The sequence below is a fragment of the Halopenitus persicus genome (assembly GCF_900107205.1).
GTDB classification, from domain to species: Archaea; Halobacteriota; Halobacteria; order Halobacteriales; family Haloferacaceae; genus Halopenitus; species Halopenitus persicus.
Genome location: NZ_FNPC01000009.1, coordinates 88,569 through 104,794 on the forward strand (window position 1 = coordinate 88,569; position 16,226 = coordinate 104,794).

A 16,226-nucleotide genomic window follows, 5' to 3' on the forward strand; every position below is an offset into this window, starting at 1 on the left:
TTAGATATCTGTTTCCGTGTATGGAATATAGGGCAGTCCCTGCATTGGTGATCACGTGCTTGGTTGCCACTTCCCTCCTTCTCGGTGGAGTGACACACACCGCTAGCGCGGATTCAGAGTACGATATTACAATTGATGGTAGCGTAGATACTCCGACTCGTGAAATTGCTCTGGAAGGAGCAACATATGAAGTCTCAGCGATTGGGAAAGCAGCAATAGGATCGTCCGTCAATGTAAACGTTCAAGCACCAGCGCCGGATCAGGAATATCACGTTTATCTCTATAATGCTGACCGGCAGATCATTGATCAGAATCGTGGGAATGGAAGTGGCACGGCAACATTCGATCTCAGCGGACTGAGCGCCGGGACATACGTATTTGCAGTGCAAGAACGAGGCGCAACTCAAGTACTACATCCGCTTGTTATTGAGGGCTACGACACTTCAATTCAAGCTCCAGAATCAGCTTCCATCGGTGAGAACCTGACAGTTGAAGTTACTACCCAACAACTGCAATCAGATGTCGCTAAAGATAGTATTGAAGTCGTAATTGCAAACGATAATCAACAAATCCGATCTACTTCAACCGGCACTAGCGGAACGCAGGACATATCGATCAATACAGAGAATCTGAATACAGGCTCATACGAAGTCTATGCGAATGTTCGCGGACAAAATGTGGTCTTTGACCAGAAAGAGATTCTAGGTATCAGTAACGGCCACTCAGTTGAACTTGAGGCTGCTGAAACGTCTACACCGTCATCTGGAGACGGTAGTAGCGGCGGTGGCGGGGGCGGCGGTGGGAGTGAAGCCTCTGCTACACCGACAGCAACAGAGGCGGTAGAAACACCGGAATCGACAGAGACAACGCCAACTGACGTTTCGTCCCCGTCTCATACTGAAACAGACTCGGCCCCTAGCACGGATACTAACTCGCCGTCCAACACAGCTACCGACGCAAATGATGAATCGGACACGACCACATCATCAGTCGACACACCTCACGATGAGACGACGGAAGCAGTAACTCCAAATGAAGTCTCAACATCAACCCCAGATACGAATACATCCATCCCTGGATTCTCGTTCATCACCGTGGGCGTTCTACTTGTCCTGACGACGATCTTCTTGAAATCTTCCCGATCGCGCTAGAGTATCATTTGAGTAAAATTTAACAAGTAGCGTATATCATAGCAATGTAATATGCGTCAACTGGGTACCATATTCATAGTGGTGTGCGTGGTTTTAAGTGTGGTAACCGCCGCACCCGCGTCAGCTGCGAGTTCGGATCCCTTACCGAACGATCAAGTTTTCGAAGCATCAGATCAAGTTAATGTATGGGAACGAGCTGTATTTCCACTTCGTGTAGATGGTGGAAATGCTGCAGAAACCGTTTCGAATCCATATTTATTTGCGAACACTGGATCCGACGAAACATCGCTTGCAAAAGATAATACAGTCGTATATAACCCCAATACGGAGATAACACTCACATACGACTCACTACGGGCACAAAGTGGGTCAATGGATGGAGAGGATGTCCAGATCGTCGCGGCACGAGTAACCGGCGATGGAAACGCTGAAGTCCCGAATACGTTCTCGGATGCTATTGATATGTTGACTACCGAGAACGCAAACCAGAATGCAACATATGAATTCGTCGAAAACGGGTCTCTCAATTCAAATGGATATCAAACCTTTAGTTACACGCCATCTCAGCCCGGCCACTACCTGTTTTTCGCTATTACTAGTAACGGGAATGATGCGGTGAATATTGACTCCGGGGAGATCGAAGTTACCGATGAGATTACTGTGGTTGGTACTGATGCAGTTCCCGTACAGCGCGGAGAACCATCCGAGGTAACCCGAACCACAGATAGTCCGGCACCAGGAGACGATATTACATTCGATGTAGATGTTACTAATCAACTCGGGAGTACTGGTGTCACACACGTCTTAGCAGTCTATAAGCAGGACCAGTTAACCGAATCAAGACATACAGTTATCGTTGATCCGAATGAACTAGATAGGGACTTTGACATTCAGAAGGACAGTACATTTGAGCATTCGATAGCCACTGTCAGTGGGGTAGGCGATGTCGAAGAGGGAGCGACTATTAATGGTGTTGAGCTCGCTGACGGGCGTGTCTCGCGTGCAGTTGGATCTGGAGCAGTAATTGATTTCATCTCGGAAGAATTACAGCAAGATCCGCCGAATACGAGAAGTGTCTCGCCGAATTCAACGCTCAATGCATCGATTGATGCGGATGTTGCCGAATCGGGCGATCACACGCTAACAATCGAGACGAACGATAGTTGGGAGCAAGGCACCTACCAGTACGTCTACCTTAGTACGCTCGAAAACGACAAAAACGCGATCAGTACGGACAGTGGAACGTTCAGTATCCAAGAACCTGCTCCATACTTTGACGTTGCGATCACGGATACGAACGCACCAATCGAGGAAGGCGAAACCCTCTCCGTCAATGCCACGATCACCAATACGGGTGGGAGCGAAGATACCCAGCAGATCCAATTAAACAACTTCGATGGGGAAACCGTTGACTCAATTACTGACCCAGAATTGACACTTGGAGCTGGGGAGAGTTCAGAAGTAACACTCGAATGGAATACCGAAGACGGCGACGCTGCTACCGATAATATTAGCGTTCAAAGCGATAATACCACCGTGACCCAACAAATCGAGATCACTGCTGCAGGCGGTGGTGGCGGCGGTGGCGGCGGTGGGGGCGGCGGTGGCGGCGGTGCTCCCTCATTCGGCGATGAGGAAGAAGTACCGGAAACCGTACCTGATGATGTTGGAGTCGTTGCCTCAGAGAGAGCGCAAGTCGAAGTTGATGAAGAGACTGGTGAAACCGTCGCAACCACCCAAGAAACGTCTGTCCAAGAAATTCGGATTCAAAGCGATCAAGTTGAGGGTGACATCACCGTTACGGACCTCGAGAGTGAACCAGACGAAACCGGTCCGTCACCCGGTGCCTCCGTCTTAGTCACTCAGATTACGGTTCCGGATGAGGCCGCAAATACACCTGGAACGATCCGCGCCAGCGTACCGCAGTCGAGAGTCGAAGCCGTCAACGCTGAACCTGAAGATCTCCGTATGAATCGATTCGCGGACGGGGAATGGCAAGGTCTCACTACTGAAGTCGTCGATCAGACTGAAGATAGTATCATCCTTCGGGCAGAAACACCTGGATTCTCGTACTTCTCCGTAAGTGCCGTCTCTGAACCAACTGCATCCATCGAGCCATCCGCAACGACGATCGACGTCGGAGAATCCATCGACCTTGACGCCAGCGGATCCGACGACCGATACGGAGAAGTGGTCTCCTACGAGTGGTCCGTTGCTGGAGAAACACTGACCGGAGAAACGGTCTCAACGACGTTCGATGAACCAGGTGAGTACGATGTCGAACTGACTGTGACGAACGATGCTGGCGAAACGGATACTACCACGACATCGATTACGGTCAACGCCATTGAGACACCGGAGCAAACGGAGCCGTCGCCGACCGAGACTGAGGTGAGTCCGGAGCAAACTGAGGAAGGGATCCCTGGCTTCACCAGTGTAATTGCGGTTCTCGCACTGCTCAGCAGTGCACTACTCGCCCGCCGCTACTCAAGGTGACGTCTCCACCTTTATGAACGGTGGGTGACTCGCCTCCGCGGTGTTAAGTTAAGGACGAGGCGGTCGAAGTTTCAGAGTCCTATGGCCGAAACCGACCGCCTCACCGGATCTACCGAGTGGATCGACTTGGAGTTTGTGGAGCGAGAGCGGACACCCCGTGAGATCATTGAAAAGGGTATTCGCCACCACCTTGCGGGACTATCACTTTCGAATACAGTTGTGTTACTTGAGGAGTTGGGTGTCGAACGGAGTCGAACTGCGATTCATAACTGGGTTCAGAAGGCTGACCTACAGCCAGCTGGCGGGAAAAGCCCGGATCGCGTTGCTGTCGATCAGAAGGCGATCCGGATCAACAACGAGCAGTACTGGCTGTATGCTGCGGTCGATCCAGAAACCAACAGAATCCTCCACTCACAGCTGTTTCCGACGTATACGATCCCGATCGGTCGAGAGTTCCTAGCCGAGTTAGCCGAGAAACACGATGTCGAGGATGCGCTGTTTCTCGTCGATGACGCTAACGATCTCAAAGGCGCGCTTCGACGAGAAAATCTTCGCTTCCACGTCGAAATCCACGGCTTCAGAAACGCAGTTGAACGTGTCTTCCGAGAAATACAACGCAGAACCTCTTCGTTTTCAAATTGTTTCAGCCACGTCGACCCACCGACCGCGGAAACGTGGTTACAAGCCCACGCCGTCTGGTGGAACTATGCTTATTAAGTTAACACCGCGCGCTCGCCTCCGAGACAGCAGTCAGAACGCGGTACGTTCTGACGGGGTGTTGAGACGCAGTTCAGCAGTTTCGAGACGGAGCCTCTGGCCTCAAGGAGCGAGGGCTTCTGACACGCAGTCGGAAGCACGACGCGAGTAGGCCGGAGAGAAAGCCGACATAGTGGGAAACAAGTAACGTGGCTGATGCTGACTGACTCGTCACCCGATATATTTTCAGGGATCCACCGTACCATTATTCAGTGATACGTCGCACAAGTCGCCGGTATCACGGGCTGCAGTAGCCCGGCTCTCGAATGGTGGGGACGCCGACCCCGAAGGTCGTTCCATACGGGCGATAACTGACGGCGAGTCCCACATCAAAGCCCCATCACCAGAAATCTCCGATTTCTGGGTAGCAGTCAGAAGCTCCGCTTCTGACGACGCCCTCAACGAGCGAACCCGTCAGGGTGAGCGAAGTAGGGTGGGGTCGGTTACTCAAGGACTACTGCCTCGGGCGTGTGTGCGTCCGAGGCCGCGTCTGTGCACGAGCGCAGGTGTTCCTTGCGCTGTGCCTTCGCCTCGTCACCGTAATTGCCAACTACGAACGCGAAGACAATCCGGGAAGTACCGTGATCACAGTGTGAGAAGAGTTCTATGATATCCTCACTGAGGCTAGCTTCTAAGATTGGCTCATTACCTAATACTGCGAATCGGACTTGCCGACCGGGCAACCAGCTGGGTATTTTATATACTCCCAGATCAATTCTATCGCTATAGCAGGCCAAAATCCGATATAGAAGGATCCAATCGCGGATCTCAGCGAGGCCGTCTGTGTGGAGCCTGTCGGCCTCTCGAGGCGATGACCTGGGTTCGAATCCCAGTCGGAGCATTTTCGGTTTTCGTCTCCTGTTTTCCGTATCCTGACCAGTCGTGTTCTCGTCGCCGACGGCCGAGTTTCGTCGCCGATCGGTCACTGGACGTTCGAGATCTGCTCCCAGAGCCCCGGCAGGTCCTCGAGGCGCTTCCACCCGGCCGTCTCGTCGACGTCGTCCGCGACGACGGTGATGGCCTCGAAGTACTCGTCGAGGACCGCCTCCCGTTCCATCGCGAGCGGCGGCGTACAGTAGTCCTCCTCGATCCAGACGGCCTCGCCGGTTTCGGGGTCGAACTTCGCCCGCTCGAGGGCGGCGGTCAGCGCGCGGCCGAACGGCTCCATCGATTCGACGTCGCCGTTCTCGAGCCGCTCGCGGAGCTCGGGAAGCCGGTCGCGGTTCGGCCGTGCGCGCACGAATCGGTATGCCATATCAATGAGTACGGTTCGCACGAAGAAACGTCTGCCGGCGGGGGTCGCTCAGCCGAGGAGGTATCGCATCCACGGGTAGCGCTCGACCAGCGTCTCGCCGCCGAGGTCGTAGTTTTCGACGTATGCGTCGAGCCCGAGGATCCGGCCGGCGCCGAAGGCGGCGACCGAGAGGAACACGAGCATGTACGCGAAGTCGCCGTTGATGTAGCCGTGGGAGATCTCCCAGTTCCCGAGGTAGAACAGGAGCATCATAAACGCCCCCCAGAAGGCGGCCAGCCGGGTCAGGAAGCCCACGATCAGGCCGAGCCCGATCAGGACCTCACCCCACGGGACGGCGACGTTCACGAAGTCAACGAACCACGGCGTGTTCCCCATGGCGACGAACAGGTCCGCGACCGGGCTCCCGTTCGACGGCGGCGCGTTCTGCAGGTAGCCGGCAGCGCTGAAGCTGCCGGAGAGCACCTTGTCGACGCCGCTCTGAAGGAACGCGAGCCCCATCATCAGTCGGAGCGCCAGGATGAACCAGACGCTCAGCGTGTGTAACTGCCCTTCGGCGGTGAATCCGCCGATCGTGCTTTCGAGCGTGACCTCTCGTGATACCATATTTGAACGATGGCTCGAGGGTGACTTAAAAGCACTCGCCGATCACGAGGAACGGAAAACCGTCATCGAGTATACGGTCTGCATATCGAACGGAAACCGATCACGCGTTGATGCGAGCGATCGTAACCGATCGGGCGTCATCACGGCGATCGGGGGTCATCACGACGATCGAGCGTCATCACGGCGATCGGGCGTCATCACGGCGAGCGTGACGGTCATCGTGCGGTCGGCAACGGCCGACTGCGATGTCCATCGGCGGCATCCGCAGCGCGGGTCGTCGCCGAAGCGCCGAGGCGTCCGCCCTCACCACCATCGGTTTTCGACGAGTCGGTCGATCGCCTCCCGGAGCGTCGGCTCGTTCCGGGAGAAGGTGAACCGGATCCAGTCGGCCTCGGCGTCGGGGTCGGTGTAGAAGCTGCCGCCGGGGACCGCCGCGACGCCGGCCTCGCGGATCAGGCGGTGACAGAACTCGACGTCGGATTCCCCGGTCGGATACCTGGCCATCACGTAGTAGGCGCCGTCGGGACGGACGGGATCGAGCCCGGCGCGCTCGAGGCCGTCACACAACAGGTCCCGGCGGCGTTCGTAGGAGTCGGAGAGATCGGTGTAGTAGTCGTCCGGGAGCGACAGCGCCTCGACGCCGGCGCGCTGGAAGGGAGTCGGCGCGCAGATGGTCGTGTAGTCGTGGACCTTCCGCAGCTCCGCGGAGAGATACTCGGGCGCAAGACAGAAGCCGACGCGCCAGCCCGTGACGCTGAACGTCTTCGACATTCCGGTGCAGACGACGGTGCGGTCCGCCAGGTCGCCGACCTCGACCGGACTGACGTAGTCGTCGGTGTAGACGATGTGTTCGTAGATCTCGTCGGTGAGAACGATCAGGTCGTGCTCGAAGACGATCTCCTCGATCCGCTCGAGCTCGGTCCGGGAGAAGACCTTCCCCGTCGGGTTCATCGGAGTATTTAAAACGAGGACGGTCGCGCGCTCGGCGGCGGCCGCGAGCGCGTCGAAATCGACCGTGAGATCGTCGGTGATGTCGAGCGGGATCGCCTCGGCGCCGGCGAACTGGCTCGCCGGGATGTAACTCTCGTAGACCGGCTCGAAGTAGATCACGGCGTCGTCGCCGTCCACGAGCGAGAGGAGCGTCGACATCAGCGCCTCGCTGGTTCCGGTGGTGATCGTCACCTCGGTTTCGGGGTCGTACCGGACGCCCTTCCAGTCGGCGTACCGCTCGGAGACGGTCTCGCGGAGTTCGGGAAGCCCCCACGTGATCGTGTACTGGCTGTCGGAGTCGACCGCCTCCCTCGCGGCGGCCTTGATCGCGGGCGGCGTCTCGTCCTCGTCGGGGATGCCCTGCGAGAGGTTGATCGAGTCGTGGGCCAGCGCCTCGCGGGTCATCTCCCGGATCACGGATTCGGCGACCGCGTCGGTGCGGTCGGTCCCGACGTCGACGTCGGGCGTTCGCCGGTCGGTCATTCGGGGATCACCGCCCGAGCGAGGGCCCGAGCGAGGGTGCCGGAGCGGAGCGTGACCGGCCGACCCGTACTGGACTGGCCGATGACGGACTGTTCGACCGTCGATCCGGCAGCGACGGCGATCGCCGGCGGACCGAACGAACGGGATGGAGAGGTTCGTGACATCGTTGTGGATCGGCTCGATCGGGCGGTCCCGACCGGCCGCGTGCGGTTTCGGATGCTCGGCGGGGACGGGCCAAAACGGTTGCGAGAGCCGACCGACGGGTGAATCGACGGAACGATGGAGAACCGGCGGCTGGGGACGAGTCGCGTTCGGCGAAACGCTATTGCCCGCGGCGCGCATCTCGAGGGTAATGGCACGGCTCGAACGGATCCGGGTGTTTCCGGTGAAAGGGTTGGACGGGATCGACGTGGAGACCTCGGCGATCCGGGAGGGCGGAACGCTGGCGTACGACCGCGAGTTCGGGCTCGTCGGCGACGACGGCGAGGTCGTGAACGGAAAGGACTTCGAGCGGATACACGAGCTGCGGACCGACTTCGACCCCGACACGGGCGAGCTCCGCGTCGAGACGCCCGACGGGGACTCGCGGCGGTTCGCGCTCGACGAGGCCGGCGAGCGGTCGCGTGCCGGGGACTGGTTCAGCGATGTCTTCGACGCGGACTTGACCCTGGAACGGAACTCGTCGGTCGGGTTCGTCGACCGGCCCGACATGGGACCGTCGGTCATCAGCACGGGGACGCTCGAAGCGGTCGCCTCGTGGTTCGACGACCTGACCGTCGAGGGAGCCCGTCGCCGCCTGCGGGCGAACGTGGAGATATCCGGGGTCGAGCCCTTCTGGGAGGACCGGTTCGTCGGGGACGAGGCGCCCGCGTTCACGGTCGGCGACGTCCGGTTCGAGGGCGTCACCCCGTGTGCACGCTGCGTCGTTCCGAGCCGCGATCCGGACACCGGCGAGCCCCTTCCCGAGTTCCGCACGCGGTTCATCGAGAAGCGTCGCGAGACGTTTCCCGAGTGGGCGGACCCGGACGCGTTCGACCACCACTACACGCTGATGATCATCAGTCGGATCCCCGAGGCCGACCGCGGCGGATCGATCCGGGTCGGGGACGATGTGCGCGTCGTCGATCGGTGACGATCGCTGCCCACAGAAGGAATATGTTACCGCCATCTCTGACGATTTAAATACAGCACATCGGCGTCCCCACGGCCTGATCGTCGCCAAAATGGCTTTTAAACCGCGGTTGGTTTCGTCAGTATAGCCGCGAGAATCGCCGGCGACGACGACCGAATCCGTGCGGCCCCCGAACCGGGGGTATGCACGGAACGACGACGTCGACGCGGCGGGGGTTCCTCGCCGCCGCCGGCGGAGCAGCGACGGTCGGGCTCGCCGGCTGTCTCGGCGGGTCGGGGAGCGGTCTCGACGAGTTGACGGTCGCGCATATGCCGATCTACCCGGACCTCCAGTGGTACGTGATGGAGGGCGAGGGATACCTCGCGGACGTGGACGCCGAGATCGTGGGCCAGGAGTTCACCGACGGGCCGGCCATCATTCAGGCGCTCGGCGGGGGCGACATCGACGTCGCGATGTTCGGCATCGTCCCGTCGATCATCGCGATCGACCGGGGACTCCCGGTGAAGGTGACGGCCGCGAACATCCAGGAGATGCTGGGGATCATGGCCGACGAGGAGTTCCAGTCGCTGTGGGACGAGCACGGCGCGGACGCCTTCGCCGTCTGGGAGGAGCGGACTGGCAGCCCCTTCGAGTTCGGCACGTTCCCGCAGGGGTCGACGCCGGACGTCTTCCTGCGCTACTGGCTCTCGGACGGGCTCGGGCTCGATCCGGAGTCGGACGTGACGATCACCGAGATCAACGGCGCGAACGCGGTCTGGCAGGCGATCGCCAACGGCGAGGTCGACGGCACCTCGATCATGGAGCCGGTGCCGACGATCGCGAGCGAGGAGGGCTCCGACGTCTCGCTTTTCAAGACCGCCGCCGAGATCATGCCCGGCCAGCCGGGCGCGGTCGTGACGATGACCGACGCGGTCCGGAACAGCGACCTGGCGGGACAGTTCCTCTCCGCGCACGTGCGGGCGACCGAGTTCATCCGGGAGAACCCCGACGAGACCGCCGTCCACGTCGAGGCGGGGATCGGAATGCCGGAGGACCGCGCGCGAACGGCGCTGGACTCGCCGCTGTCGAACTTCATCACCGACCCGCGCGAGATCGAGAGCGGAACCGAGGTGTTCGCGCGGTTCGCCGACGCGAACGGACAGACCGACGAGCGGCGTACGACCGACGAGATATTCGACTACGGCGTCTACGAGGGACTGTAAGGAGGGCTGACGGGGATGGGTACCGACGACACGCCGGCGGTCGCCGGATCGGAGATCACGAGCGACCCGGACGCGTCGAATCCGGAGTCGGATCCGGAAACGATTCCGGGCTCGATCCGGGAGTCGATCGCGGAATCAGTCGCGTCGCGACGCGCGGGCTACGGTGCGGTCGGGCTCGCGGCGTTCGTCGCGATCTGGCACCTCGTTTCGCTGACGCAGCCGTCGTACGTCCTCCCCACGCCGGCCGCGGTGGGTGCGACGTTCATCGAGGAGGCGGCGTCCGGCGGGCTCACGGTCGCGATCGGACAGAGCGTGCTCCACTGGATACCGGGCACCATCGCCGGGACGACCCTCGGCGTGGCTGCCGGGGTGATCGCCGGCTGGAGTCGGACCGCCGACGACCTCACCTCCCCGGTGGTTCGGCTGCTGCGCCCGGTGCCGCCGCTGGCGCTCATCGGCTTCGCGATCGCCTGGTTCGGGATCAACCACGCCGGGGCGGCGTTCATCATCGCGATCGGCGCGTTCTGGATCAACTTCTACGCGGCCTACGGCGGGGTCGAGGGCGTCTCCGAGGACTTGCTCGACGTCGGTCGGTCGCTCGGCATCTCCGGCGACCGCGAGCTCCTTCGGCATATCGTCATTCCCGCTGCCTCCCCCGAGATCCTCACCGGGATCCGCACCGGGATCGGCCGCTGCTGGATGCTCGTCGTCGCGGCCGAGATCTTCGGCGTTCCGGGAATCGGTCGCCGGATCCTCCGCGCGTCGAACAACCTCCAGGTCGACGTGGTCATCGCCTACATCCTCGTGTTGAGTCTGCTGTTCCTGCTCGTCGATGCCACTTTCCGGGCGGTACAACGTCGCCTTCTGGTCTGGCGGGGTGAGGCGCGATGACCGGTTCGCCTTCCGACGAGGATTCGGGAACGCCGCTCGACGAGGAGTCCGTGGTACCGACCGGCGAGAAATCGGGCACCCCGCTCGACGAGGGATCGCTGACCGCGGACGCCGCGTCCGTACCGGGCGAGCCCCGCGTCGAGGCCCGCGGGCTGAGCAAACGCTATGACACGCCGAACGGAGTGGTGCGCGCGCTCGAGGACGTCTCCTTCGAGGTCGCCGACGGCGAGTTCGTCTGCGTCATCGGTCCCTCGGGGAGCGGCAAAACGACGCTGTTCCGGCTGATCGCCGGACTCGAGGCGCCGAGCGACGGGGCGGTGTACCTCGGCGGCGACCGGGTCACCGGCCCGGGCCCAGATATGGGGGTCGTCTTTCAGGAGTACCACCTGTTCCCGTGGCGGACCGTCGCCGGAAACGTCCGATTTGGGCTCGAACACGCGGACACGAGTGCGTCCGAGCGACGGGACCGCGTCCAGCGGATGATCGACCTCGTCGGGCTCTCCGGGTTCGAGGAGAGCTATCCGAAGGAGCTGAGCGGCGGGATGAAACAGCGTGTTGCGCTCGCCCGCGCGCTCGCCGTCGATCCGGACCTCCTGTTGCTGGACGAGCCCTTCGGCGCGGTCGACGCGCAGACGAAGGAGATGCTCCAGCGCGAGCTGCTCGAGGTCTGGAGCGAGACCGGCAAGACGGCCCTGTTCATCACCCACGACGTCGCGGAGGCGGTCATCCTCGCCGACCGCGTGCTCGTGTTGGGCTCGGAGCCGGGACACCTCCAGGACGTCGTGCGGATCGACCTCGATCGGCCGCGCGACCGGGGCGACCCGGAGTTCGGCGAGTACGTCTCCCTGCTTCGGCACCGCATCGGCGCGGACTGAGGCCGGTGCGCTTTCGACTCACCCGTCGGTCCGGATCTCGAACCGGACGCCGTCGAGGGTCGTGGCGTCGTCGATCGTGATCGTCCATCCGTGGGCGTCGACGATCTGGTCGACGCTTGCCATCCCCATCCCGGTCCCGGTCGCGGTTTCCTTGGTCGTGAATCCGGGCTCGAAGACGTCGTCGCGCCGTTCGGGCGGGATCCCGGGACCGGAATCCTCGAGGAAGAATCCGCCGACGGCGGGGTCGGACTCCGAGAGCACGTCGTCGGGAGTGCCTGCCGGAGGGGCACCGTCCAGCGCGCCGATCCGGACGCGAACGTCCGGGCCGCCGTGTTCGACCGAGTTGCCGATCAGGTTCTGAAGGAGCCGGCGGATCGCGTTCTCGTCGCCCTCGACGGGCAACGGCGCGTCGACGACCGTGACGCGGTCGTCCTCGATCCGCTCGATCGACTCGATGACGGTCTCGACCAGCGTCGCGAGGTCGACCGTCCCGGTTTCGGAGACGACGTCACGGCTCCGGAGCACCGACACGAGGTCCTCGCGAAGCTCGTCGGCACGGTCGAGCGCACGCATCGCGGCCTCGATGTGGTCCGCGTCGTCGGCCTCGAGCGCGAGCTCCAACCGTCCACGAACCGTTGCGAGCGGCGTTTGCAGGTCGTGGGAGACCACGCTGGCGAGTTCGTCGAACTGTTCCGCCTGGCGCTCGAGCCGGCGCTCGCGGTGCTTCCGCTCGGTGACGTCCCGGAACATCCAGAGCCGGCCGTAATGGGCCCCGTCGGCGCCGGTGACGGGGGTCGTGTAGCGATCGTAGACCCGGCCGTCGGCGAGTTCGACCTCGTCGCGGCTCGTCGTCTCCGGGTCGTCGTACAACCGGTCGACGAGGGATCGAAACGCCTCCGGGTCGGCGACCCGTCGCGCGACGTGGTCGAGCACGACGGCGTCGTCGCCCGCCTCCAGGACGTCGACCGGAACGTCCCAGAGGTCGGCGAACCGCTCGTTGTACGAGACGATCCGGCGGTCGTCGTCGACGACGATCATCCCGTCGAGGATGGCGTCCTGCTGGGCGCGAAGCAGCGAGCGCTGGAACTCGAGCGTCGCTTGCTGCTCGCGACGGTCGCGGTTGCGGAGCGCCCGATGAACGATGTCGGCGACGTCCGTTGCGAACTGGATCTCGTCGTCGGTCCACTCCCGGGGGCCAGCGTGCTCCTCGTGGCAGACGACGCCGATCACCTCGCCCTCCGAGTGCAGGGTGGCATCCAGCAGCGCGGCGACGTCGTTCGGCTCGAGGTAGTCGTCGGTCAGCCCGGCGGTTCGCGGGTCGGCTTGGACGTCCGTGACCGCGATCGCTCGGTTCTCCTCGATGGCGTCCACGTATGCCGGCTGCTCCTCGACGTCGAGATCCGGTCCGCTCTCGTGGGCGTCGGCCTCGCGGTCGTAGCGGTCGACGCAGGACAGCGTCGTTCCGTCCCCGTCGAACAGCCACACGTTCGCCGACGGCACGTCGAGCACCTCGGTCGCGGTCTCGGTTATCTCCCGGACCGCGCGGTCGAACGACCCCGAGATCACCGCCTCGTGGGTCAACAGCTCCAGGAGCGCGTCCCGTTGCCGCTTTTGACGGCGCCGGCGTCGTCGTTCCTCGGAGACGTCCTGAACCACGCAGACGTGGCCGCCGGTGTCGAGCTGTGCGAGCGAGAGCCGCTCGGGGATCGGCGTCCCATCGGCGTGTATCCCCCGGCTCTGTCCGGTCCAGCGGCCCTCCCGCTCGAGCTGGGGGAGGATCTCCTCGTTGAATCGTTCCGTTTCGTCCTCGGGATACAGCACCTCCCAGTGCTCGCCGACGAGATCGTCCGGTTCGTATCCGTAGAGGTTCGCGTACGCCTCGTTCAGGTAGACGTAGTGACCGTCCTCGTCGATGAGACCGATCGCCTGCGTGGCGGTTTCGAGGGCCCGGTAGACCCTGTTTCGCTCGGTCTCGTATCGGTACTGTTCGACGGCGTTGCCGATCCGGTTCGCGAGGAGTTCGTACTGTTCGGTGCCGCCCCGCTTCTGGAGGTAATCGGTCGCGCCGGCGGCGATCGCCTCGCTCGCGACCTCCTCGGAGCCCTTCCCGGTGAAGAGGATGAACGGAAGGGTCGGGTGCTCCTCGCGGACGTCCTCGAGAAACGAGATGCCGTTCATCCCGGGCATATCGTAGTCGCTCACGACGCAGTCGATCCGGTTCGTCTCGGCGTCCAACCGGTCGCGGCCGTCCGCGACGCTCGATTCGGTGACGACCGTGATCCGGTCGTCCACTCGCTGGAGGAACGTGGCGACCAGCTCCCCGAACTCGGGCTGATCGTCGACGTGGAGGACCCGGATCCGTTCGGACATACCCGTTTCGTTTATCGCACGGCGTAAAAAATCGGTCGGGTTCGCGAGCGGATCGGTCCGCTACCGCGTGTCGACCCCGAGGACGGCGTAGAGTCCGCAGGTCGAGAGGTAGCCGGTCGCCAGCAGAACGACCGCCGCGATCCCCGCCAGGAGCGCCAGCACGTCCGGCGCGGCGATTCGGTCCGCGAGGATGGCCAGCGAGACGAGTCCAGCCACCGCACCGGCTCCGATGCGGACTGCCCGATCGATCTCGCCGACGTTTCGGTTCATGCGTCCCGATACGTTCCATACCGTCTTGAGTGCTGTGTCCGGACAACGGACGCGAACATATTCGCGAACAGCCGGAGGACGGACGACATCGTACCATCGATCGATATGAGCGTCGTTCCCGGGAACGTCGAGACGGACCAGCAGCCGCCGATGACGGTCCCGCTGCGACATTTTCTCCTCGCGCTGGGATTTCTGGTCGCCGGGGGACTCCTCGGGCTCGCCACCGCGGCGGGCGGAACGGTCGTCGGTCCGCCGCCCGGCTGGTCGTCGCTCGCGCACGTGCACCTGCTGTTGGCGGGATGGGTCTGCGTGACGATCATGGGCGCGATGACGCAGTTCGTTCCCGTCTGGTCGGGCGTCCAGTTGTACTCCAGAGCGCTGGCGACCCGGCAGCTGCAGCTCGTCACCGTGGGACTGCTCGGGTTCGCGACCGGGCTGCTAACCGGCCGGCTGGCGCTGGTTCCGGTCTTCGGCGCGGTGATGGTGGCCGGGTTCTGGGTCTTCGCGTACAACATCGCCCGGACGCTGCGGGCGGTCGGTCCCCTGCGGGACCTCGACGTTACCGAGCGACACTTCCTGCTCGCGTTGGGATTCTTCGTGCTCCTCACGCTTCTCGGGGTCGTACTGGCGGTCGATCTCGTTCGGCCGGTCCTCGGCGGGACTCCGATCGACCGGCCAGATCTCGTCCGCGCGCACGCGACCCTCGCGGTCTTCGGGGCGATCCTCACGACGGTTCTCGGGGCGCTCTACCAGCTCGCGACGATGTTCACCCAGACCGAACTCCACGGGATCGACGCCCCCCTGAAACGGATCGAGGAGGTCGGCTATCCGGTCGGCGTACTGGCGCTCGCGACCGGACGGCTTCTGGGGGCAGGGGAGCCCGGAAGCCGCGTGCTCGGCGTCGGCGGGGGCGTGCTCGTGATCGCGGGCTTGCTCGCGATGAGCGTCGTTCTCGCCCGTCGACTCCTGGAGACGCGGGTCCCCTGGACGCCGATGCTCTCGCGGTACGCCGTGCTCGCGCCGGCGCTGGCGCTGTGGGGGCTCGTGACCCTGCCGAGCTGGCTGCGTGACCCACTCGCGGACGGGACGACCTTCGGCGCCCCCGGGACGGTCCACCTCCTGACGCTCGGCGTGATCGGGTTCGTGGTGTTGGGGACCGTCTACCACATCGTCCCGTTCATCGTCTGGGTCCACCGGTACAGCGACCTGCTCGGGTTCGAGGACGTCCCGATGATCGACGACCTCTACAGCGACCGGCTGGCGCGGGTCGATTTCGGCTGCTTTCTCGTCGGGACGGTGCTGCTCGTCGCGGTCGACCTGCTGAAGTCGCCCGTCCTCCTCGCGGCGGTCGAGCCGGCGGCTCCGGCCGGAACGATCCTCTCATTCGATGGGATGGTCACGATCGGTGCCATCGCGGGCGGCGTGGCGGTGCTCGTCGGGATCGCCGTGTTCTGCGGGAACGTCGTGTTCGTGCTCCGGACCCACAGCCCGTACTCGGTTCGGGAGATCCTGTTCGGCGCACGGCCCGGAGACGGGACGAATCGTGATCACGCCGGTTCGGGGACCGACGGTGATCGTGTCGATGCGGGGACGGATCGCGACCACGCCGGTTCGGGGGCCGAACCGAACCACGCCGATTCGGGGACCGACGTCGCCCCGGATCGGTCGTGAGACCGGTCCGATCAGCAGTCGAGGTGGTGCGACGCGCTCCCGATCGTAATCGGGATGTGGATGCCGACCGCAGAGTGTGGT

14 protein-coding genes and 1 pseudogene are annotated in these 16,226 nt (G+C 62.7%); 10 read left to right on the forward strand and 5 right to left on the reverse strand.

Annotation, left to right across the window (positions count from 1 at the left end; all coding sequences use genetic code 11):
- Window positions 1–20: 20 nt before the first annotated feature.
- The 4 genes and pseudogenes from BLV25_RS16925 to BLV25_RS16935 form a co-directional block, all read left to right on the forward strand.
- The gene (locus tag BLV25_RS16925; protein ID WP_143114460.1) at window positions 21–1,151 is read left to right on the forward strand and encodes a hypothetical protein; all 1,131 of its coding nucleotides are present in this window, start codon (window positions 21–23) and stop codon (window positions 1,149–1,151) included.
- Window positions 1,152–1,202: 51 nt separating this feature from the next.
- Window positions 1,203–3,647 carry a PGF-pre-PGF domain-containing protein gene (locus BLV25_RS16930; protein WP_143114461.1) on the forward strand — a complete coding sequence of 815 codons (2,445 nt, stop codon included), beginning with the start codon at window positions 1,203–1,205 and terminating at the stop codon, window positions 3,645–3,647.
- Between the two features lie 81 nt (window positions 3,648–3,728).
- Window positions 3,729–4,364, forward strand: a complete 636-nt coding sequence (locus tag BLV25_RS13570) for an IS6 family transposase (protein ID WP_092734263.1) — start codon at window positions 3,729–3,731, stop codon at window positions 4,362–4,364.
- Between the two features lie 485 nt (window positions 4,365–4,849).
- Window positions 4,850–4,999 (forward strand): annotated as a pseudogene (locus BLV25_RS16935) (IS5/IS1182 family transposase); the annotation flags it as partial.
- Window positions 5,000–5,325: 326 nt separating this feature from the next.
- Here BLV25_RS16935 and BLV25_RS13580 read toward each other — a convergent pair.
- The 3 genes from BLV25_RS13580 to BLV25_RS13590 all read right to left on the reverse strand — a co-directional run bounded on the left by BLV25_RS13580 (window position 5,326) and on the right by BLV25_RS13590 (window position 7,734).
- Entirely contained in the window at window positions 5,326–5,658 is a 333-nt protein-coding gene (locus BLV25_RS13580; protein WP_092734266.1) for a hypothetical protein, read from the reverse strand.
- Window positions 5,659–5,706: 48 nt separating this feature from the next.
- Window positions 5,707–6,261 (reverse strand): DoxX family protein, encoded by a 555-nt coding sequence (locus BLV25_RS13585; RefSeq protein WP_021073659.1) that lies wholly within the window; start codon window positions 6,259–6,261, stop codon window positions 5,707–5,709.
- Between the two features lie 303 nt (window positions 6,262–6,564).
- Window positions 6,565–7,734 carry a pyridoxal phosphate-dependent aminotransferase gene (locus tag BLV25_RS13590; RefSeq protein ID WP_092734269.1) on the reverse strand — a complete coding sequence of 390 codons (1,170 nt, stop codon included), beginning with the start codon at window positions 7,732–7,734 and terminating at the stop codon, window positions 6,565–6,567.
- A gap of 81 nt (window positions 7,735–7,815) precedes the next feature.
- On the opposite strand from BLV25_RS13590, the gene BLV25_RS13595 reads away from it, so the two are divergent.
- The 5 genes from BLV25_RS13595 to BLV25_RS13615 all read left to right on the forward strand — a co-directional run bounded on the left by BLV25_RS13595 (window position 7,816) and on the right by BLV25_RS13615 (window position 11,834).
- A complete protein-coding gene (locus BLV25_RS13595; protein WP_021073657.1) occupies window positions 7,816–8,001 on the forward strand; it encodes a hypothetical protein in 186 nt (61 codons plus the stop codon).
- Between the two features lie 85 nt (window positions 8,002–8,086).
- Complete coding sequence (locus BLV25_RS13600; protein WP_021073656.1) at window positions 8,087–8,866, forward strand: MOSC domain-containing protein; 780 nt, start codon at window positions 8,087–8,089, stop codon at window positions 8,864–8,866.
- 182 nt (window positions 8,867–9,048) lie between these two features.
- Window positions 9,049–10,068, forward strand: coding sequence for an ABC transporter substrate-binding protein (locus BLV25_RS13605; RefSeq protein ID WP_021073655.1), 1,020 nt, complete (start codon window positions 9,049–9,051; stop codon window positions 10,066–10,068).
- 15 nt (window positions 10,069–10,083) lie between these two features.
- Window positions 10,084–10,959, forward strand: coding sequence for an ABC transporter permease (locus BLV25_RS13610; RefSeq protein ID WP_092734272.1), 876 nt, complete (start codon window positions 10,084–10,086; stop codon window positions 10,957–10,959).
- Window positions 10,956–11,834: an ABC transporter ATP-binding protein gene (locus BLV25_RS13615; protein WP_092734276.1), complete on the forward strand. Its 879-nt coding sequence runs from the start codon at window positions 10,956–10,958 to the stop codon at window positions 11,832–11,834. Before BLV25_RS13610 ends, BLV25_RS13615 begins: the two co-directional genes overlap by 4 nt.
- A gap of 18 nt (window positions 11,835–11,852) precedes the next feature.
- Here BLV25_RS13615 and BLV25_RS13620 read toward each other — a convergent pair whose 3' ends face one another.
- Entirely contained in the window at window positions 11,853–14,204 is a 2,352-nt protein-coding gene (locus BLV25_RS13620) for a PAS domain S-box protein (protein WP_092734280.1), read from the reverse strand.
- A 60-nt stretch (window positions 14,205–14,264) separates the two neighbouring features.
- Window positions 14,265–14,474 (reverse strand): YgaP family membrane protein, encoded by a 210-nt coding sequence (locus BLV25_RS13625; RefSeq protein ID WP_021073651.1) that lies wholly within the window; start codon window positions 14,472–14,474, stop codon window positions 14,265–14,267.
- Window positions 14,475–14,579: 105 nt separating this feature from the next.
- Here BLV25_RS13625 and BLV25_RS13630 point away from each other — a divergent pair, with 105 nt between their 5' ends.
- Window positions 14,580–16,145 carry a hypothetical protein gene (locus tag BLV25_RS13630; RefSeq protein WP_021073650.1) on the forward strand — a complete coding sequence of 522 codons (1,566 nt, stop codon included), beginning with the start codon at window positions 14,580–14,582 and terminating at the stop codon, window positions 16,143–16,145.
- The last annotated feature ends 81 nt before the right edge of the window (window positions 16,146–16,226 follow it).